We start from the raw sequence: 20384 nt of genomic DNA, 5'->3' as shown, positions 1-20384 counted from the left end.
CAGCGTTAATTTTAATCACTGTGCGTTTTATTGCTCAGGTCACTTTATTTATAAGGGCTAATGCTTGATAAGATAAATGCGCTTTGCATAATCACTTTACCATCTATTCCTTTAAGCTTAAGTGAGATGGCCGGATCTGCTTGTTGCCAATCTATGCTTAAATCGCCGTAATTCACATTGTGAGTGTAATCACCTACACGGTGTTTATTTGGGCTTACGTCTTTCCACTTTTCAGTGAGGCCTGAGCTGGTCATTTCTATTAAAGGGTAATCAAGGTTTTGTTGATACTTTGATATTTCGCCCCAGTGCGTATCGCCACTGATGATAATAACCCCATTCACTTGATGCTTTTTAATTAACGCAAATAAACGGTTACGATCCTCTGGGAAATTAGCCCACGACTCCCACCCTGTAAAATCGGGTAATAACTGCAAGCTTGAGGCAATTAGCTTTATAGCCGCAGGCTTTTTAAGCTCTTGCTCAAGCCATTGCCACTGCGCCTCTCCTAGCATAGAGGCACCTTTCACTTCTGTTGGGCTATACGGGCCTTGGTTATTAAGCTTACGCTTAGTGTAATATTCAAGCTCGCTTACGTGGTTAAGCGCATCACGGTTCCAGCGTAAATCGGGCATAATAACGTGTACGGTTTGCTCATCCTGGCCATACATATACGACGTGTAAATGCCATCCGTGCGGGTGCGCCTAGGTGAGCTTTTAGGCTCGCCCCAAAAATCGAGCATAATTTGGCGAGACTGCTCTTTATGTGGGTAGTCTTTACCAATATCGTTTTGACCAAAGTCGTGATCGTCCCACATCGCAATGATTGGCGTATTCGCTTTTAGCGTTTTAAAGCCTGGTTTTGCACCTAATTTTTGGTATTTATTGGCAAGTACCGTCATATCGTTGGTGTCGCCGTAAATATTGTCACCTAAAAATATAAATAAATCGCCCTGCTCTTTATTAATGGTGTCAAATATTGGGATGTCTTTATCTTGATGCCCACACGAGCCAAATAAAATTTTTGAAGGGGCTGCCATAGTATTTGCGCTAAACGCTAACCCTAATGCTAATACGGCGTGTGTAATAGGTTTTACTAACTGCTTCATTTTAAAATCTCACTTATTGGCGATGCCATGTTTGAATTTAGGTGTTTAGGGTTTATACCCAATGCGCTTAAAACAGTGGCTGCAACCTGCGCTTGTTTAAGCTCATTTTGTGTTTTAATTAAGCCGTGCCCTTTTATTGCAGGGCCAATGGCAGCAAGCCAAATATGCTCAGAGCCGACAATGCCCTCAGGAAATTTATTACCCGCTAAATGCAGCTCAGCCAACACACGTTTAGAGCTATGATGTTGCCAGTCACTTGCACTGCTTCCGCGGCCGTGGTCGGTGGTAACAATAAGCGTTGTGTTGTTTTTATAGCCCGGTGTAGTTTGAATTGTGCTCCATAAGTCTTTTATAAACGCATCGCTTTGCCTTGCAGATTTTAAATACTGGTCGTAATGGCCATCGTGCGCAAAGTCATCGGTTTCACCTAAGCTAATAACTAATAAGCGCGGCGTTTTTGCCAGCATATACCCTTTGGAAAATCGGTAAGTAAAACTGTCCAAGCGTACGTTTTCCCATGGGCTTGGAATTTCATTTTGCAACGCGTTTAAAAGCTTAGCATCAGCAAATAAATCGTTTTCTATGGGCATAAAACCCGCATTCACATACACGTTACTACGCTGAGTATTCACAATGTAAGGAAATACATCCCAACTCCCAAACAAAGCGGTTTTACCTTTAAAGTCTGCACGCTCATCTAGGCGCTCTAAAATGGTTTTATTTGCGTTTAATACTTTATTGTTACTATTAATTTTTTCATCTACTTCGCCGGTGAGAATTTCGTTATACCCAGGGTATGAAAAATACCAAGGGTTGCTCACCGACATATTAGAGCCTTTTGCTCTATCACCTACAATTACGCCCTTTTTAGCCACATGCTGAGTTAAAAATGGCATGAGTAACTGCTGACGCTCATTGGCGGTAGGCGCCCAAAATTGCTTATTTAATTGCGTTGGGTTTTTAACAAAATCGGCATTATTAATGAGGTTTTTATCTGCGCCGCTAAACACCTCTTGCCAGCGCACACCATCAAGGGTCACTAGCACTACATTTTGCGCTGCGCTTGCGGTATTGCTGATTAATACAATGATGCTAAATACCGTGGCTTTTATAATTGAGTTCATAATTACTGTGTACCTAATTACTGTGTACATTTAACAAAAAGCCCATCAAAGATGGGCTTTTAATTATTTACTGTACATTATGGCTATTAAAACGTAGCCGATAACGTCAGTGCTGCTGTACGTGGTGCACCAATAAAGTAAGTGCTGCCATTGCCCGTACCACCCGCTAAATAGCTTTTATCGGTAACGTTATAAACAACAAAGGCAACATCAATAGCTTTAAATGGTCCTGCGTTTATATCGGTTGCGTAACCTGCGTTTAAATCAACCACGGTATAGCCATCAACTTCGCCACGCTCACCGGTGTATTTAGCCGATAAACCAAAGCGGAAATCACCGCTAAAGTAATCGGTCGATAGCACAAATAAGTCATCTACTGAGTCTATTACTTTTTCACCAGCTTCAAACCCAGGTGCATCGCCTTTGTACTCTGAATCATTATTCGTGTACGAGCTATATACACTCCATTGTGGGCTTAGCATGTAACTTGCCGACAGCTCTAAACCTTGCGATTCAATACCCCCTACGTTTAAGTAAGAGCCATTTGTACCTATGGTGTAATCAATACCGCCAGTGTCACTACCTGGGGCAATGAACGTAATACGGTTATCAAATTCAATTGAATACGCTGTTGCGGTCAGGTTTAGCGCATTATTTTGATAACGTACACCTAAATCGATGTTTTCAGCGGTTTCAGCTTCAATGGCTGATAAATCAGAGCTGTCGCGCTCAAGTACACCGTCTTTTATGGCTGCAAAGTTTTCGCTGTAGCTGGTAAATAGCTCGGTTGAGTTATTTAGCTGATACAAAATACCACCACTAAATAACACATCAGAGTCACTATTAACTTTAGCGGTTGTGGCATTTTGATAATGGTCGTACTTTTCAATATCAACAAGGTACTTTTTAACACCTACGTTAAGCGTGAAATCGCCAAGGGCCATTGAATCCTGCGCGTACCATTTAAGGGTGTCGGTCTCAAAGGTGTTTTTATACTGGGTCCAGTATGGCGTGCTATCAAAGTGGTGGTAAATGCTGGCATTAATTACTTTGTGCCAATCGCGAGACTCGTCACGGTCGCTTTGCTCATACCAAAAACCGGCTTCTATGTCGTGCATGCCAAATGTAGCTTGGTAGTTGGCAGTAACCCCTAAGCGGTCTTTTTTGTAATGCGTATGACGATACGACATTACAGGTATTGCCGTATCGTCGTAACATGCTGGGTTTAAACCAGGGCCCGACTCCCACGGCCAGCTTAAACTTGCCGTACAACCTTCGTTTGGTGCCAGTGCGTTACCTGCGCTATCTACAAAACCGTAAGAGCCTGCGTTAGTGCCGCCCTCTGTGGTTGGGTTGCCGTTCTCATCTACTGGAGTTGTTAAATACGGTGGGATCCAATCGCCACGGCCCGAGTTTTTATGATAATAAGGGCTCACTGTAATAAGCGATGTTGGCGAAAGCGCATACTCAAACTTTAAATACGCTAGTGTATTTTCACGCAGTGTACCCCAGCCCTCAGCAAACATTTGGTCGTAATGTGGAACGCCTGTCCAGTTCCACGTTAACTGATCCCACTCTGGCGTTTGTTCAAATTGCGCAAGACTTACACTGTTGTAGTTAGTCTCACTTACATCATCGTAAGATAAACGCCCTGTAATTGTTAAATCAGCAAGCGTTGTTACAAATTTAAGCTCTGCGTGTTGGTTATCTTTTCCGCCATTGCTACCCGAGCCAATCCAGCGGCTAGTATCAGTTTGCGAGTAACTTACATACGCTTGTGTATTATCAAATAAAGTACCCGTTTCGTGCTTAACGTAAAAGCGGGTCGCATCGTGGCTACCCGAGGTGTAAGCAAAAGTGGTGCTGCTATCAAGACTTGGCGCTTTACTTACAAAGTTAAATGTACCGCCTAGTGCCTCAAGCGATGCCGATTTAATATCTGAGGTGCCTTGGCCTACTTCTACAGTGGCTAAATTTTCAGTGTCTAGGTAACGGTTTGCTTTAGCGCCCCCACCATAGTTTGAGCCACCGTTAGGAATACCATCAACGGTCATCCCTAATTGCTGTTGGTTTGAGTCAATACTAAAACCACGCATAGTAATTGTGGTAGACCAGTCATCGCCACCAAATGCATCGCCTTCGTTTATGCTAATGCCAGGTAAGTTATCGATAACCGATAACACACTCGAAACCGTTGTTTGTTGATCAAGCATTGCAGGCTCAATCACATTATTTGCGTAACTGGTTGGTTTTGCAGTAACGGTTATTTCTTCTATTTCGTTGTCATTTGCATAAGCTGACGTTGATACAGCCATAGCAATTGCCATGCTCAAAATCGATTTATTAGTTAAAGCGTACATTGTGATCCCGTTTGGTTTTAATTATCTAAAGTAATTATGAAAGCGGGCACAGTATGATTTCGAATTATGACAACAAAAATGAAGTTTATTTACAGGGGTGTTAAAAAAATGTGGGGTTTTTATGGCTTTGTTATGTCATTTGTAAGTCAGCCTAAGCACAAAAACCTAGGCTGATTTATATATAAATACTAGGGCGTGTTGATCTTTGCGGATTGAAATTTGTTCAATCTAGGGGTGATTAAATCGCGGCACGAGGTTTGTAACCTAGTGGGCTAAGTAAAAACCGAGTAAAGCTTCCGCGTCCTGCTCACGCCCCTTACCTACATCCATGTAGGCAACAAAGAGTTTATCGCCCCTAGGCAGAACCCGAAGGGCAGCGCATGTTTGGCATTTATGCTGCGTTATCGCCTATTTATGGGGAGTAACCACACTTCATAGGCTCTGCCTTGCCTAAAAACCAAACATACTGCTGCAAATTCAAACGCCAAAGGTCAACACGCCCTAATTAATTAGAATAGTTTAGCTAACATCTCGTCACTATAAGCAACAAGCTCTTCATTATTAGCCACTTTACTAATGTAATCTGGATTAGCAATAAATGGACGACCAATCGCAATTAAATCAAACTGGTCATTGTTTATTGCTTGTTTTGCATCATCAAAACTATAGCTACCTACCCCTACAAGGCTGGTTTTAGTGTTAGCGCGCAAATACTGCGAGGTTGTTTTACCTTCTAAAGAGTCAAACTGAGTGCTGTCATCAAAAATACCGCCATGAATGTAAGCCAGTTTTTTGTCATCTAGCTGCGCTAATAAATAATCAAATACCGCTTTATCACGCTTATCTTCTTCCATATTAAAATAAGCACCTGGCGATAACCTAATTGCCGTACGCTCATTACCTACTGCATTAACAACCGCATCGGTCACTTCTATTGCAAAACGCGCCATATTTTCAGGTGTTTGGCCATATTCATCTGTGCGCTCATTTGCAGCGTAATGTAAAAACTGATCAATTAAATAACCATTTGCGCCATGAATTTCTACACCATCAAAACCAGCTTCAATGGCATTTTCGGCCGCTTTAGCAAAGTCGGCTATCAGTGAATTAATATCCTCTTTAGTGGCCGCTTTTGGCGTAATGTACGTCAGTTCACGCATACGTGGTACAGAGCCTTCAACACCAATTGCCGATGGCGCTAATACTTCGCCGTCAAAAAAATGAGGGTGAGCAACACGGCCAACATGCCAAAGCTGTGCAAACATTTTACCGCCGTTTGCATGTACGGCGTCGGTTACTTTTTTCCAACCTTGAATTTGCTCGCTGGTAAATAACCCCGGTGTATTTGGGTAGCCCTGTGCATCTGGGCGAATGATAGTGGCTTCGCTAATAATTAAACCGGCATCGGCACGGCGCGCATAATATTCGACCATATCTTGCGTGGGTACTAAATTATCATCAGCCATACAACGGGTTAAAGGCGCCATAAAAACGCGATTTTTAAGTTCAAGTGAGTCGTTTAATTTATACGGGGCCAGTAAATCTGTGGTCATTGTTAAATCCTTCATTAAGAGTATGCATATGAGATGCGGCCTTTTTAACAACATTCAAGGGCAATTTTGAATGCTCGCTCAAAATATACTTAGGGAGTACCAAAACAGATCTGAATTACAAAATTAAATAACCTGAACTCTGGTTAAGAGATTTACTAACATATTTTATCATGATGATAGTTAAGCTTATTTTCTCTAGCCAGAGATTTTCAGTAAATTCAACGCAGTTAGCGCTTAAAATAGCTGCTAGTGATAGATTTATTATCCAGAGTTCAGGTTAAATAATAATTTTTCAACACACTGTCACATAACTCGATATACTTGTAACAGTAAAATTCAAATTTGAAGCAATAAAGAGTGAGCCAATTATGACAACTGCAAATGCGACTGAAGAACAAACCGTAATTTTAGGGCTAGGGGCAAAAAAACGACTCGCTTTTATGTTTGAAACCGTACAACAGTACAAACAAGTATGGATTTTAAACGACGATGATGGCTGCGTAATGCTTGCCAACGAAGATGACGACTGTGTACCAGTGTGGCCAACCCGCGATTTTGCACAAGCTTGGGCCACGGGCGAATGGGAAGGCTGTACCCCAAAAGCCATTCCGACTAAAGATTGGTTTAGCCGCTGGACACCCGGCCTTGAAGAAGACGACTTACTGATTGCGGTGTTCCCTACCGAAGAGGACGACGGCACGGTGCTTTTTCCTGATGAATTTGAAAGCCAGTTAAAAATTCCTAAAAAAAGAAAGTACTAAGTAGCCAGCATCACGCTATTTAGTTTATAAACGCGGCCTAAAATAGCCGCGTTTTTTATATCTGCTTTCTAAATTTTAAATAAGCCTCGGTTATAGCCTTGGCATCTTCTATTTGTGGGTAGTGCCCAAGTTCAACAAACCCTTGTACGCGCGCATTAGGTATTGTTTTTTTATAGTGCTCAAGCATGTGTTTACCCGATATTGGGTCTTGCTCACCTGCAATAAACGTAACCGGTATATCGCTATTAATCATTGCCCCAACCCAGCGCTGTTCGTTTTGTTTTCGCTGTGTAATATATTTAATTAGCTTGGGCATCACACGTAAACCCTTGTTATAAATTAACAACGCCCAAAGGGTATCAATTACCATAGGGGCTGGTGGCGTGTTTTTGCCAAAAATAGTGATTAAATTTTTAGCAAACTTTTGTTTGCTCATTAGCTTAGGTACTAGCCAACCAAGTTTTGAAAGTAGCAGCTTTTGGATAAATAAAGGTTTATGTATGTGTGGAAATAACCCGCCATTTAAAAAACATACACTGTGTATGCGTATGTCGCTTTGAGCAGCAACTTGCCTTGCTAATAGCTCTTGAGCCACGGTATCACCATAATCATGGGCTAATAGGTGTACATTGGTAATATTTAAACGCTTTAAAAATTGCGTGTATAAATCAGCTTGCTCTGTAATGTTATAAGCAGCATTTATTGGTTTATCCGAAAGGCCAAAACCCAGCATATCAAGTGTAACTAAAAAGTAGTGTTTTTTGAGCTCATCCCACATACCTTCCCAGTCCCAGCTTGCACTAGGAAAGCCGTGTATCAAAAGGAGAGCGGGGTTATTAGCATTCCCCGCTGTTTTAGTAAAAATTTGCTTGGCATTTATATCAATAAACCGCCCGTTTGATTGCCACTGCGAAAGCGTATACATAGGCTGCTACCCATTAACTTTTATTATTGTAATGGTTAGTTTTATCACATTGAGCTTTAATAAAAAGCCGATATTAAACGTAAATATCGGCTTTTGGGTAAAATTTAGTTTTTAAGCTTTAAGTGTTATCGCGCCATAAGTATTGGCAAGGTGGTGTTTGCTAGCATGTAGTTAGTCATACCACCAAAAATTTGCTCATGGATTCGCCTGTGAGTAAATGCGCCCATCACCACTAAATCAGCATTATGCATTTGTGCTACCGACATAAACGCTTTAGCGGTCGATTGCCTGCCATTATTAAATGTTACAAACTCACTTTTAATATCGTGCTGAGCTAAATATTTAACCACTTCATGGCCGTTTGGCATTTTATCGGCGCTGCTTGCGCTGGTGCAAATAACAACCTTTTGAGCTTGTTTTAGAAGCGGTAAACTGTATGTGAGCGCACGCGATACCTCGGTGCTGGCGTTCCAGCCAATCACCACTGTTTTTATATCAAAGTGGGTCATTTGCCGTGGTACCAATAATATAGGTTTACCACTTCGCATTACCGATGCCTCAAAGGTTGAGGTTGATTTACCACTTTTAGACTGCGGAATAATAATTAAATCAGCGACTTTGCCTTGCTCTGCGATTATTTCGCTGCGCACACCTATATTAATATGCCATGAAGCGCTTGGGTGCGTGGGATGCTCTGCGCTGTCGTCAGTGTATTTAACTTGCTGCTGGGCACATAAACTAACAAATTCGGTTTTTAAATTTGCCGATTCGGTTGTTGCAAAGCGCCCTGCTACAGAGTCTAACTCTTTTACCAATTTAGTTGGTAAGCCAAGCTGCCCTGTTGGCAAAAAGCGTTTTGGGTCTAAGTGCGTGTGATAAACATCAAGGTGCGCATTAAAATACTTAGCAACGGCTAAGCCCCCTTTTAAGCGCTCTGTTACATGCCCACTTGTAGAAAGCGGCATTAAAATAAGCTTAGGTGAAATCATAATTATATCCTTCTTAAGCCAGTGCCTTTTAGAGCGAATGTAAACCGTGCTAAGCGCTGCTTGTTTTGCTTAGCACGGCGGCGTTTACAGCTGTGTAAAGCTTGCCACTTCTTGTAGGTAACCGCTTGGTAAATCCAATACCATAAAGTGCGATAAAGTAAGTAAAAATGCTAACGCACACACTGTCAGTGTTAATGTTCTAGCAATTGATATACGTGCTTTTACAAGTAAAAATATTATGAAAAACAACGCTATAGAAATCACATAGCCCAGTAAAAAACACCCAGATAATAAGCCACACAGCCAAAATACATAATGCCAAAGGCCAGTCACGCTTGAGTCGTTTACATACCCCGCAGAGACCTCATTATCGTAATTTACAGCATCGTCTACTTTATTAAGTAGCAGCTTGATCAGCACAACCGCAGAGAGTATTAGCATGAACGAGCACACCACGGCAGGAAATACTCCACCTAAGAATGTGCGTTGGAACGAGTCATACAAACCGTATGCAAACACTAAACAAACAAAGCCAGAAAACGCGATTTGTGGTTTAAGGTTAGTTGGTTTTAGCTCAGCATTAGCTTTGTTTTTATTGGCTTTTTCTTTTTTAGCTGCCTTAATAGAGTGGCGTGCTGCAAAGAAAATAGAAAGCGCGGTTAATGCACCAATAATAATCACACCCGGTTTTAATAAAAACTCTATGCCGTCAAACTGAATAGCTTGATAAAGGTAAGTTTCCATGCCGCTTGCTAGTACAAAGCCAATTAAAAATGCCGGTCGTGGCCATCCAAAGCGCTTCATTAATATGCCTAAAATACCAATACCAATAAGTGCGACTAAATCACCTAAATCACGGGTTGCCTGAAACGCCGCAAAAAAGATCACCATAACCATAAATGGTGCCATGAGCGTGTAAGGAATAGTTGTTACCTTTGCTACCCATTTAGAAATTAGTAAACACGCGCCCGCGCCAATTACATTAGCAAGTGCCAGTGACCATACAATGGTGTAAGTAACATCAAGGTCGGTGGTGATCATCGCAGGCCCTGGCTCTAAGCCAATTAATACCATGCCACCTAAAAATACAGCCATGCTGCCGGAACCTGGAATACCAAATAATAAGGTCGGAATTAAGCCACCGCCTTCTTTGGCATTATTTGATGACTCAGGGGCAATAACACCGCGTATGTCGCCTTTACCAAAGTTTTCGGTGTCTTTAGAGGTTTGTACCGCATGACCATAAGAGATCCAATCAACTACGCTGCCACCAAGGCCAGGTAGTGCGCCAACAACACAGCCAATGGCAGCACAGCGCGTAGCTAGCCATTTATTTTTAACAACATCTTTTACGCCTTCAAACCACCCACGACCCAGCTCAGAAGCTTCTGAAATAGAGCGGTTTTGACGCAGTAAATCGATAATTTCTGGTAATGCAAATATACCTAAACCAACAACCACTAACGGAATACCATCCATAAGGTAACCGTTATCAAATACCATGCGGTATTCACCGGTTGCAGGAGCACCGCCAAGTGAGCCTAAACATAAACCTAAGCCACATGCGCTTAAGCCTTTTACTAGGCTATTACCGGCCAATACACCCACCATGCTTAAACCTAGCAAAGTAAGCATAAATAATTCGGCCGAGCCAAACGCTAAAATAACGGGGCGGGCAATCAGTACAAACAGCGTTAAAATAATGGCGCCAAAAAGGCCGCCAAATAATGACGAAGCAAACGCTGCTGAAAGCGCACGCGCTGCTTGACCCTTTTTAGACAGAGGGAAGCCGTCAAGCACTGTGGCTTGTGAGCCACTGGAGCCTGGAATACCCATTAATACAGAGGTGAAGGTGTCAGAGGTTGGAATAACCGCCACTAGGCCAATAAGCATAGCAAGCGCTGAAATTGGGTCCATACCATATAAAAATGGCAGTAATAACGATAAACCCGCTATGCCGCCTAAACCCGGAAAAATACCAATCAGCAAGCCTAAAAAAACGCCGCCGCATAAATACATTAAGTGTGTGGGGGTAAGAATAGTTTGTAGCGCAATTAAAAATGCATCTAACATACTGCTCTCCTTAGATTAAAAAAGTGGCTCACTAAATGCGAGCCACTGTGTGTACAACAAATCAACATGGGTTTTTAAAAACGCGCGTTGTAGTTTTCGGTTAGGTAATTTCTTACCCATTGTTTGTCAGTTTCAGAAATTGTCAGTGCTGAGCTCAGTGTGTTTACTGCATCTTCGTTTACAAGTTGTGGGTATTGGCCAAGTACTAATTCAGACTCTTCTTTAAAGTTGTCTTGATCAATGACGCGTTGTGCTGCATTGCGCCACTCTGCAATAACGTCATCAGGGGTGCCTTTAGGTAAAAACAGTCCTTTTTGCGCGGCAAAACCGGCTACAAAAAAGGTTTTCCATACGTTGTATTCAACGCCTGTTGGCTTTTTACCGTGAATCATTTCGTATACTTCGCCTACGTGTGGTAAGTCAGGAAACGTTGGGTCGCGTACAATTTTGCCTTCTTTATTAAGTACGCCAAACGACATAAGCGGAATCGCTTTGCCTTCATCAACTAGCGGCTGTACTTTTTTTAAGTAGGCAGAGGTAGTTTGAAAGTCGATATCCACCTCGCCACGTTCAAACGATAAACGCGCACTGCCACGGCCTTTCATACCAAAAATGGCATGAATGTCTAAATCAAGCATGTCGAAGGCTAATAACCCAACCAAGTCCATTGACGCGGCGCGTTGGCTACCAAATTTAAGTTTTTGACCCTGCAATTTGGCAAGCTCTGATGCGTTTTTAATACCCAGCTCTGGGCGCACATATACCACCGCACCAGTCGGTGTTGCCATAATCACGTTCCAACGTTTTACTTCGTATCTAACGCGTGAATCGCCAAGTAAATAAGGGATTTGTGTAGAGGCAGAAGTACTAAATACATTTAAACCATTTGCTTTAGCGCGGCGCTCAAAGCGGTTAGCACCTTTGGTAGAGCCACCACCTGGAATGTTTTTAACCACAACCACAGGTTTACCATTTAAATGCTGAGAAAAACGCGGACCAAAAAAACGTGCCCATGTGTCAGAGCCGCCGCCTTCTTTAAAAGGCACAACCCACTCTACTCGCTCACCATCAAAGCTTACTTCGTCGTTATTGTTTGCATAAGCTGAGCTGATACAAGTGCTTGCTGCTAACACAACAAGCATTGCTTTTAGTCGATTAGGTGCAAAAGTACTTAATTTAATCTTCATAATTTGACCTCTGTTATTCGCTGCAATTATTTAAATAGGTCCTAATAACGTCATTGCATCTATTACGTAGATGAAAGTATTTCGTTAAAAGAAGTTAACAACAGCTAGACTAATAACCGAAACTGTCATCTACCTGTCATCGACGCCAAACTATCCATTAATTTAAAATTATTTATAAGGCATTGTATTTAAATAAAAATAAATTTAGTTTTATTTATTTAAAGCATAAAAAAAGCGATAACAGACAATCTGCTATCGCATTTTCGGTTGGTTTACTAAGGCTTAATACCAATTCTCTTAATTAAGTGAGCTATTTTGCCCATTGGTATAAGTTAAGCTATTTTGCTTTCATCCCATACTTTTGCAGGTATGTGTACTTCACCTTTAAATAACATTCTGGCTGTGCGCATTAAACCCGCCGATTTTATATCTAGCGTGTCGTTTTCAAAGCGCCCCTCAAGTAGCAAATCTATTTTACCACTGGGGTGTTCAACCACTATATTTTGCTGCTCTGAGCTTTGTGGGGTAATTAAGTCGTACGCCACGCTGCCTGGCAACATGCAACTAACACTCACGCAAATTGCCCCAGTAACAGAATGGCTGGTATGGCAATTTTGCGGCACAAAGTAGCGCGAAGTTATCGTACCGCCAAATTGCGGCACCGACAGTAAACCGACTTTAGGAATGACTTTTCCGGTTGCATCGCCAAGGCCCATTTTTAGTGACGCCTGCAGGCGAATGCTTTCTATTTTTTGCAGTAACTCTGTATTTGCATCAAGCTCTTGTTTAGTTTCAGAGCCTTTTACACCCAGTGATGGTGCAGGTATTAGTACCATTGGCATGGCAGCATCTACACAACTTACTTCTACGCCATCAAAGGTATCGCGTACAGAGCCAGTAGGCAGTAATTCACCGGTTTTAGTGCCACACACATCAAAAAACTTAAGTAAAATAGGCGCACCAGAGCCCGGTACGCCATCAATAGTGGCATCGCCTTCGTACTCTACAAAGCCGTTAGGCGTTTGTACCACAACTTCAATCAGGGTATTGGTATTTACATTTTTAACCCGTACCGTTGTTTCACCGTCGTTTGCAGTAACCAATCCGTATTCAATTGCCAGAGGTGCTGCACCAGATAAAATATTGCCACACGAAGGGGTTATATCGACTTCATTTTGCTCAATAGCAACTTGCGCAAATAAGTAATCAATGTCTGCATCGGGGTCGGTTGAGCGTGAGATAATGGCCGCTTTACTGGTTAGTGAGTTTCCTCCACCAACGCCGTTTACTTGCAGTGGATCGCCTGAGCCCATTGCTGCAGTTAAAATTTCTTTGCGTTTATCCCACTCTCTCGGTAAATCGTTGGCTAAAAAATAAGTCCCGCGAGACGTTCCGCCGCGCATAATGACACAAGGTATTTTTTTTTGAATAGTCATAATAATCCAGCTTCTAAATCAATTTAAATGAGCAGTAACGGGTTAGTTATTACTTAAAATAACCACGCACTCTTGCACTTGCTCTTGCTTACTTTGCAAAGATTGAGGGGCAAAATTAGTATTACTTGTTGCACTAGCAGCCGTGGCTGTTTGGTGGCTATTTGCACGAAAGTGAATGGCTCTCGGCGTAGGTTTTAACTGAGGTGTAGCGTGTGTTGAGTTCATCGTTTCGCCCTTTCAATGCAATTAAAAACAAGTAACGTCGTTATCAAAACGTTGCCCTTTTTTTAAGAGTAAGGAGCCAAACTGTCACTAACCTGTCACGAAATAAAAATTGATTAAAAAATAACTTTTAAACATTAAAAAACGCGCAGCATTTTCATGCTGCGCGTTAAAAGCCAATCGAAGGGGGCGTTTAAAACTTAATGGTATAATCTACATATACACGGTGATCTGCTCTATCTCCTTTTACACCATCAACACTGCCGGTTTCATCTGTGGTGTAATCTAAAAATAACCAACGTAGGCTTAAGCCTTTTACAGCGGCTACTTTGTAGCGTGTATCAATGGCCCAGTATTTTTCATCGGCTGTGCCACCTGCTTTACCTAAGCTTGAATTTTCTGCATCGCTGCCGCTGGTGTAATAAAATTTTGTGGTTAAACCCGGTGCCACTGCTTTTAGGTCAACACCTAAGCGAGCCTGCCAAGTTGACTCATTTTGGTTTGTTAAATCGGCACCAATTAATGAGCGCGTGGGAAACGGGTTAGTCCCGTGATCGCCACTAAAGTTATCTTCAATCCAGGCATCGTTCACTTTGGTAAATGCGGCGCCTAGTGTCCAAATATCTTTTTTCCAATTGGCATCTAGGTAATAGGCAAAACCATCGTTTTCACTTTTAGTAACGCCTGAAACCGCACCAAGTGCATCTTCATCATCTAAATCACCACCCTCTGCGCCGGTTACAAATAAATCGCCATCGTCTTGTGAGGTAAATATGCCACTTGAAAGGGTTAACTTACTTTGATCGAGCTTTATAGCGTAACTGCCTTTAAGCCCAAGCTTTGATAAGTAGTCATGAGAATTTAAATACTCTGCGTCTATTTTTAGCGCATCTTTTTTGTAGCTTGCGCCCACACCCCAAATAACACTAATTGCGCCGTTATCTGACTGATCGGTAGAAAAATCTTCCCACTTGTCGTCGTGGCGGCGGCTCCATTTATCGTAGGCGTAACCATATACTTTGGTATTGCCAAACTTGTAGTCACCAAATACGCCTCTAAAAGTATTGGGAATTGCGCGACTACCTGAGCTTTTTAACAACATGCTTTTGGTTTTTTGCCCGCCTATTTTTACATGGCCATTGTCGCCAAGTTTAACGTCGATAAAATATTGACCAAATTTAGAAAAACTATCGTCAACGCCACCTTTTTCATCCCCTGCGGGTAAAATATTATTTTGTGCGCTGCCGGTTGAGTTGTAATTAAGTACGGTATAAGTAGAGACACCCATGCTAATTAAGTCATTAAAATAGCCCGATTGATAATTGAGCTCTATGCCTTGTGCAAATGTTGAGTCGTCGCTGGCGTCGTTATCGTAATCGCGGTCAAAGTAAATTGACCTTAGCTTAATATTAAATTCGTCTTGCTCTGTAAGCCCATTAAAAGAAGCGTACGAAGGAATAGAAACACAAGTTAATACTGCGCCTGTTACTGCAAATATTTTAGAGAACCGTTGAGCCATAGTTGTCTCCGCTACCTTGTTTAATTAAATTTATAGTTGTGTGTAGTGTGTATCAGTTTATTCATGTTGCAATTTACACGGCAAACCTGTCACAAACCTGTCACAAGATAATTACATTTTAGGCAATTGTATTTTTTGGCTATTAAATTAAAACTATAGCTTATCTTGCTATAAACGAAGGCATTTGCGTATTGTAAACGTTGCAGTAATTGTTTAGTGTCTTGCACAACTTAAAATTATATTTTTTAATTGCGACTTTGCGGGTGTGCTTAATGAGAATTTTAGCAGTTGAAGACGACGAAGTGTTAGGAGAAGCAATTTGCCAACGCTTCACCAAAATGGGCCAAGGTATAGACCTTGTAACCAGTGGTGATGTGGCTAATTCGCTGTTAAAACGCCATGAGTACGACCTTATTTTACTTGATTTAAACTTGCCCAATTTAAACGGTGAGCAAATATTAAAAAAGCTCAGGGCTCGCTCATCAAATACGCCTGTATTAATTTTAACGGCACGCGCTCAAGTAGAGCACCGTATAGAATTACTCGACTTAGGCGCCGACGATTACCTCACTAAACCCTTTGATTTTGGCGAATTAGAAGCCCGTTGCCGCGCCCTACTTAGGCGTAACCAAGGCCTAGGTAAAGACATTATAAGTTATGGCAACCTCGATTTTGACCGAAAATCATGCACGGTCACTATTGCTAAAGAACTTATTGACTTAAAACAACGAGAGTTTAGGTTGCTAGAAATATTTTTAACGCATCAAGGCAAAGTGCTTAATAAAGATGAGTTACTCGATCACTTATATTCGTTTGATGATTCACCTAGCCCCAACGCCATAGAAACCTACGTAGCAAGGCTTCGTAAAAAGCTTGTAAATAGCAGTGTTGATATAAAAACACTGCGTGGTTTAGGCTACCTTTTAGCAGAGCCGAATGAGTAGCAAAACCCTCCCCTCAATTCGCCGACAGCTGCTTACAATAACCATTGCTTTAATGGTTATAATTACACTTATAACCTATTTTATGGCTAATAATTACAGTAAAAACGCCGCCCAAATTTCATACGATAGGCTACTTGCCAGTGCTGCTTTACAAATTTTTGAAAATACCCACATTGATTACCACGAAATTATTGTTGATTTACCCAGCGCTACATTCGAAACTCTCTCGATGGCCTCAAATGACAGATTGGTGTATCAAATAACACAAAATCAAGGGGAGCACTTAACCGGCTACAATGGCTTATATCAACACATTTTGCAAAAAGCCGACACTCAGTGGCAACGTGCAGAATATGACCCGCGAGATAACCTGCTGATACAATTTTGGGAAGGTGATTACAAAGGCGAAAACTACCGCTTTATTCTACTCTCAGATAAGCTTTATGAAGTGGGCGAATCGTTTGATGTAAATATTTTAATAGGCCAAACCACCCAAGCTCGCGATCAGCTCGCCTATGAAATGAATTTAAATGTAATACAAATGGTTATTTTAACGTTTGTAATAGCTATTGTGCTTATATTACTGGGAGTAAATCAAATTTTGCGCCCTATTTACAGCATAAATAAAAAAATACGTCGGCGCTCCCCCACTGATCTACGCCCTATTGATATGTCGGTTCCTAAAGAAATGGCCGATTTAATTTCAACCATTAACCATTTTATATCGCAATTAGAAGTCTCGCTTAATCATTTAAAGCGCTTTACCGGCGAAGTCGCCCATCAAATAAGAACGCCCCTAGCAGGCCTTAAAAGCCAGGCGCAAAATGCCATTGAAGAAAGCGATGAAAAAATAAGAACAGAGCAGTTAAATCGTGTTTTATATTCAACAGATTTACTCGACAGCACCGTTACGCAACTGTTAAACCAAGCCACTCTTGCGCACCGCTTTCATAGCCAGCCTTTAATAACGCTTTCGTTGCCGGAGCTGGTAAAGTCTGTGTGTAGAGATGTAGCGGTATCGGCGATTCAACGCGGCGTGATCATCACATATCAAGGTGATGATAATTTAATGATCAATGGTGATTCGTTTGCACTTAGCCAAATGCTACGCAACATTTTAGAAAACGCGATTAAATTTAGCCCGCAAAACAAAGAAGTTAATGTGTCTACCGAGCTTCACAGTACAGACAGTGGTTACATAGCCCGATTATGCGTGGCTGATCAAGGCGTAGGTGTACCCGATGCGCAAAAACAACATGTGTTTGAGCGGTTTTACAAAAGTAAAGGCGACCCACGTGCCGGCAGTGGCCTAGGCTTAAGCATTGCAAAGGAGGTAGCAGAGCATCATAACGCTGCTATTAAGCTGCTTGATAACACCCCGTCGGGGCTTATTTTTGAAATAAACTTTCCGTTAATGCTGACCGAGGACGAACATTGAAACTTTTATCGCTGATTTATATTGCCGTTGTTTTTACGTGCTTTGTAGGCTCGCCATTCGTTGCAGCAAAAACCCCTTTAGTATTTCCGGCACAAAGCGAAAATAAATCCGTGCTTAAAATATATGGCGGCGCTGACAAAATGGAAATTGCCCCTTTTTTATCGGCCTTTCAAAAAAAATACCCTTTTGTACAAATTGACTACTACGAGCTGAGTACTTTCGAAGTGTATAGCGAATTTTTAGCCGACGTTAAAAACCCGCCCGACGTATTATTAAGTTCAGCAATGAACTTGCAAGTAAAGTTAGTTAACGATGGTTATGCACAACCTTACAGCTCTGAGCAAACAAATAAGCTTCCTGCATGGGCTAAATGGCGAAATGAAGTATTTGGCTTTACCTATGAAACAGCGGTAATTGCATTTAATAAAGAATTTTTAGGCGAAGAGGTCGCACCAAGTAGCCGCAACGAATTATTAGAGCTAATTCGTAGGCGCAGTGAGCAAATTAAAGGCCGCATTGGCATTTACGATATTACTCAAGTGGGCATAGGTTATTTGCTGTGGGCTCATGACCGCGAGCAAAGCTCAAGCTATGGCCGAATGCTAGAATCGTTTGGCTATCACAGCACGCGTGTATTTAGACGCAGCGCCGACATACTTAAGGCACTTTCAACGGGTGAACTCACTGTTGGCTATAACATATTAAGCTCTTATGCGCGCACATGGGCGGCGCAGCACCCTAATATTATTGTGGTGCAACCTAAAGACTACACCTCGGTTATTATGCGCAGCGCCATTATTCCTAAACATGCTAAAAATGTAATTGGTGCACAGCTGTTTATTGATTACTTAGTGTCTGTACAAGGACAAACAGACATGGCCAACTTCACTAATTTTGAGCCAATAAATAACGAAGTAAGAATTAAACAAAAACATTTACTTGATATATCAGAAGGTCAGCTTCGCCCCGTCCCCCTTGGCATAGAAATATTAGTGATAGACGATCAGATGAAGCGCCAAATAATCATTCAAGAATGGGAAAACGCGTTATTTGAGTACCAATAAATTCGGGGCTTATAACATGTCACGTATTTAAGGGAGCGACTTTAAGGGCCGACTGAGATTACCCACTAAATACATGCCTATTAGCGTATAACTAAGGTTTGGGCAGCAGGCATTAAAAAACCCAGTTATTGATATTCAATAACTGGGTTCAAGAATAATGGTGGAGGAAGAGGGATTCGAACCCTCGTTAGGGATTAACCTAAACACACTTTCCAGGCGTGCGCCTTCAGCCACTCAGCCATTCCTCCACGGTGTTGCTTAGCAACAGCGCGTTATAGTATGAAATAGGTTACACAGGTGCAAGGTCTTTTTAAATTTGTGCTGTTAAGTGTCTAATAATCAATCAGCAATTTACTTTAGGCATAAAAAAACGGCTAAACCTTAGGGTTTAACCGTTTTTTATGCATTAGGCTAATTACTTAGCCATGCTAGCTGTAAAGTCTAACATGCGATTAAGTGACTTGAGCGCGCCTTCGCGTAAGTCCATATCTACAAACACTTCTTTACCGCGAGGGTCTATCAGGGCTTCTTCAATCGCTTTTAAGCCATTCATTGCCATCCACGGGCAATGTGCACAACTTTTACATGACGCGCCTTCACCCGCTGTGGGGGCTGCAAAAAACTCTTTTTCTGGGCATAGCTGCTGCATTTTGTAAAAAATACCGCGGTCTGTCGCTACAATAAACTTATCGTTATCCATTGTTTGCGCAGCTTTTATTAGTTGACTGGTTGAGCCAACCGCATCTGCTAGTGCCACTATTTCTGCAGGTGACTCTGGATGCACCAATACACCCGCGTCTGGGTGCAGGGCTTTCATATCTTTAAGCGCTTTTGTTTTAAATTCATCGTGTACGATACATGCGCCGTTCCACATGATCATATCGGCGCCAGTATTTTTTTGAATGTAGCTACCAAGGTGTTTATCTGGGCCCCAAATAATTTTTTCACCTTGCTCATCTAGGTGCTCTACAATTTCAAGCGCGCACGATGAGGTTACAATCCAATCTGCACGGGCTTTAACCGCTGTAGAGGTATTTGCATACACTACAACTTTACGATCAGGGTGCTGATCGCAAAACGCTGAAAACTCGTCAATAGGGCAACCAATATCTAACGAACAAGTTGCTTCTAGCGTTGGCATAACAACTGTTTTGTTTGGCGTTAGAATTTTAGCGGTTTCACCCATAAAACGTACGCCTGCAACGATGATCATGTCTGCATCGTGGCGAGCACCAAAACGTGCCATTTCTAATGAGTCGGCAACACAGCCCCCTGTTTCTTCGGCAAGTGCCTGAATTTCAGGATCTGTGTAGTAATGGGCTACCAGCACTGCATTTTTATCTTGCAGTAGTTGTTTAATACGTGCTTTATATTCGCCTTGCTCGTCTTTAGTCAACGGCGCTGGCTTAGGAGGAAAGATATAACCTTCAGGCATAATAGTTTGAGCTAGACTCATGTTCTCGACCACTTCATCTACAGTGCATTAATTACGGCAAATTATACGAGAATACACGGGCAAATAACAGCTATCTGGGCATGCTGTTTATAAATAAAAATAAGAAACTGATTTAAATAAAATAAGAGAAGAGTTGAGATTTTTTAGAAGTGGTGGGTCATGATGGACTTGAACCATCGACCAATGGATTAAAAGTCCACTGCTCTACCAACTGAGCTAATGACCCG

Annotated in this window: 16 protein-coding genes and 2 tRNA genes; 4 read left to right on the top strand and 14 right to left on the bottom strand. The window is 41.8% G+C overall.

Going from position 1 to position 20384, the window contains the following annotated elements:
• Positions 1-44: 44 nt before the first annotated feature.
• The 4 genes from MTF64_RS08705 to MTF64_RS08690 form a co-directional block, all read right to left on the bottom strand.
• Positions 45-1106: an alkaline phosphatase D family protein gene (locus tag MTF64_RS08705; RefSeq protein ID WP_248451135.1), complete on the bottom strand. Its 1062-nt coding sequence runs from the start codon at positions 1104-1106 to the stop codon at positions 45-47.
• Positions 1103-2230, bottom strand: a complete 1128-nt coding sequence (locus MTF64_RS08700) for an alkaline phosphatase family protein (RefSeq protein ID WP_248451134.1) — start codon at positions 2228-2230, stop codon at positions 1103-1105. Before MTF64_RS08700 ends, MTF64_RS08705 begins: the two co-directional genes overlap by 4 nt.
• Positions 2231-2316: 86 nt before the next feature.
• Complete coding sequence (locus MTF64_RS08695; RefSeq protein WP_055255334.1) at positions 2317-4590, bottom strand: TonB-dependent receptor; 2274 nt, start codon at positions 4588-4590, stop codon at positions 2317-2319.
• A gap of 509 nt (positions 4591-5099) precedes the next feature.
• Positions 5100-6143 carry an alkene reductase gene (locus MTF64_RS08690; protein ID WP_121637301.1) on the bottom strand — a complete coding sequence of 348 codons (1044 nt, stop codon included), beginning with the start codon at positions 6141-6143 and terminating at the stop codon, positions 5100-5102.
• A 368-nt stretch (positions 6144-6511) separates the two neighbouring features.
• Between MTF64_RS08690 and MTF64_RS08685 the strand changes: the two genes are divergently transcribed.
• Positions 6512-6904, top strand: a complete 393-nt coding sequence (locus tag MTF64_RS08685) for a DUF2750 domain-containing protein (protein ID WP_004588808.1) — start codon at positions 6512-6514, stop codon at positions 6902-6904.
• 55 nt (positions 6905-6959) lie between these two features.
• Here MTF64_RS08685 and MTF64_RS08680 read toward each other — a convergent pair whose 3' ends face one another.
• The 7 genes from MTF64_RS08680 to MTF64_RS08650 form a co-directional block, all read right to left on the bottom strand.
• Positions 6960-7829, bottom strand: a complete 870-nt coding sequence (locus tag MTF64_RS08680; protein ID WP_248451133.1) for an alpha/beta hydrolase — start codon at positions 7827-7829, stop codon at positions 6960-6962.
• 125 nt (positions 7830-7954) lie between these two features.
• A complete protein-coding gene (locus tag MTF64_RS08675; protein ID WP_096739791.1) occupies positions 7955-8818 on the bottom strand; it encodes a universal stress protein in 864 nt (287 codons plus the stop codon).
• Positions 8819-8902: 84 nt separating this feature from the next.
• Positions 8903-10891, bottom strand: coding sequence for a tripartite tricarboxylate transporter permease (locus MTF64_RS08670; RefSeq protein WP_248451132.1), 1989 nt, complete (start codon positions 10889-10891; stop codon positions 8903-8905).
• 74 nt (positions 10892-10965) lie between these two features.
• The gene (locus tag MTF64_RS08665) at positions 10966-12078 is read right to left on the bottom strand and encodes a tripartite tricarboxylate transporter substrate-binding protein (protein ID WP_024032569.1); all 1113 of its coding nucleotides are present in this window, start codon (positions 12076-12078) and stop codon (positions 10966-10968) included.
• A gap of 332 nt (positions 12079-12410) precedes the next feature.
• Positions 12411-13514: a 4-oxalomesaconate tautomerase gene (locus tag MTF64_RS08660; protein WP_031289665.1), complete on the bottom strand. Its 1104-nt coding sequence runs from the start codon at positions 13512-13514 to the stop codon at positions 12411-12413.
• A 42-nt stretch (positions 13515-13556) separates the two neighbouring features.
• Entirely contained in the window at positions 13557-13739 is a 183-nt protein-coding gene (locus MTF64_RS08655) for a hypothetical protein (RefSeq protein ID WP_024032566.1), read from the bottom strand.
• 190 nt (positions 13740-13929) lie between these two features.
• Complete coding sequence (locus tag MTF64_RS08650) at positions 13930-15255, bottom strand: OprD family outer membrane porin (protein ID WP_248451131.1); 1326 nt, start codon at positions 15253-15255, stop codon at positions 13930-13932.
• Positions 15256-15527: 272 nt separating this feature from the next.
• Between MTF64_RS08650 and MTF64_RS08645 the strand changes: the two genes are divergently transcribed.
• Genes MTF64_RS08645 through MTF64_RS08635 form a run of 3 tightly spaced genes read left to right on the top strand, consistent with a single transcriptional unit; the run spans position 15528 to position 18701 of the window.
• Positions 15528-16199, top strand: a complete 672-nt coding sequence (locus MTF64_RS08645; RefSeq protein ID WP_029774040.1) for a response regulator transcription factor — start codon at positions 15528-15530, stop codon at positions 16197-16199.
• A complete protein-coding gene (locus tag MTF64_RS08640) occupies positions 16192-17637 on the top strand; it encodes a sensor histidine kinase (protein WP_096739796.1) in 1446 nt (481 codons plus the stop codon). Before MTF64_RS08645 ends, MTF64_RS08640 begins: the two co-directional genes overlap by 8 nt.
• Positions 17634-18701 carry an ABC transporter substrate-binding protein gene (locus tag MTF64_RS08635; RefSeq protein WP_029774042.1) on the top strand — a complete coding sequence of 356 codons (1068 nt, stop codon included), beginning with the start codon at positions 17634-17636 and terminating at the stop codon, positions 18699-18701. The genes MTF64_RS08640 and MTF64_RS08635 overlap by 4 nt, the downstream gene beginning before the upstream one ends.
• A 158-nt stretch (positions 18702-18859) precedes the next feature.
• On the opposite strand, the gene MTF64_RS08630 is transcribed toward MTF64_RS08635, so the two are convergent.
• The 3 genes from MTF64_RS08630 to MTF64_RS08620 form a co-directional block, all read right to left on the bottom strand.
• A tRNA-Ser gene (locus MTF64_RS08630) sits at positions 18860-18949 on the bottom strand.
• Between the two features lie 167 nt (positions 18950-19116).
• Positions 19117-20157, bottom strand: coding sequence for a quinolinate synthase NadA (gene nadA, locus MTF64_RS08625; RefSeq protein WP_004589501.1), 1041 nt, complete (start codon positions 20155-20157; stop codon positions 19117-19119).
• A 150-nt stretch (positions 20158-20307) separates the two neighbouring features.
• Positions 20308-20383 (bottom strand) — tRNA-Lys (locus tag MTF64_RS08620).
• Position 20384 lies beyond the last annotated feature (1 nt).

The organism is Pseudoalteromonas sp. 2CM41L, assembly GCF_023161905.1.
Classification (GTDB): Bacteria; Pseudomonadota; Gammaproteobacteria; order Enterobacterales; family Alteromonadaceae; genus Pseudoalteromonas; species Pseudoalteromonas atlantica.
This window is presented reverse-complemented; position numbering and strand designations above follow the sequence as displayed.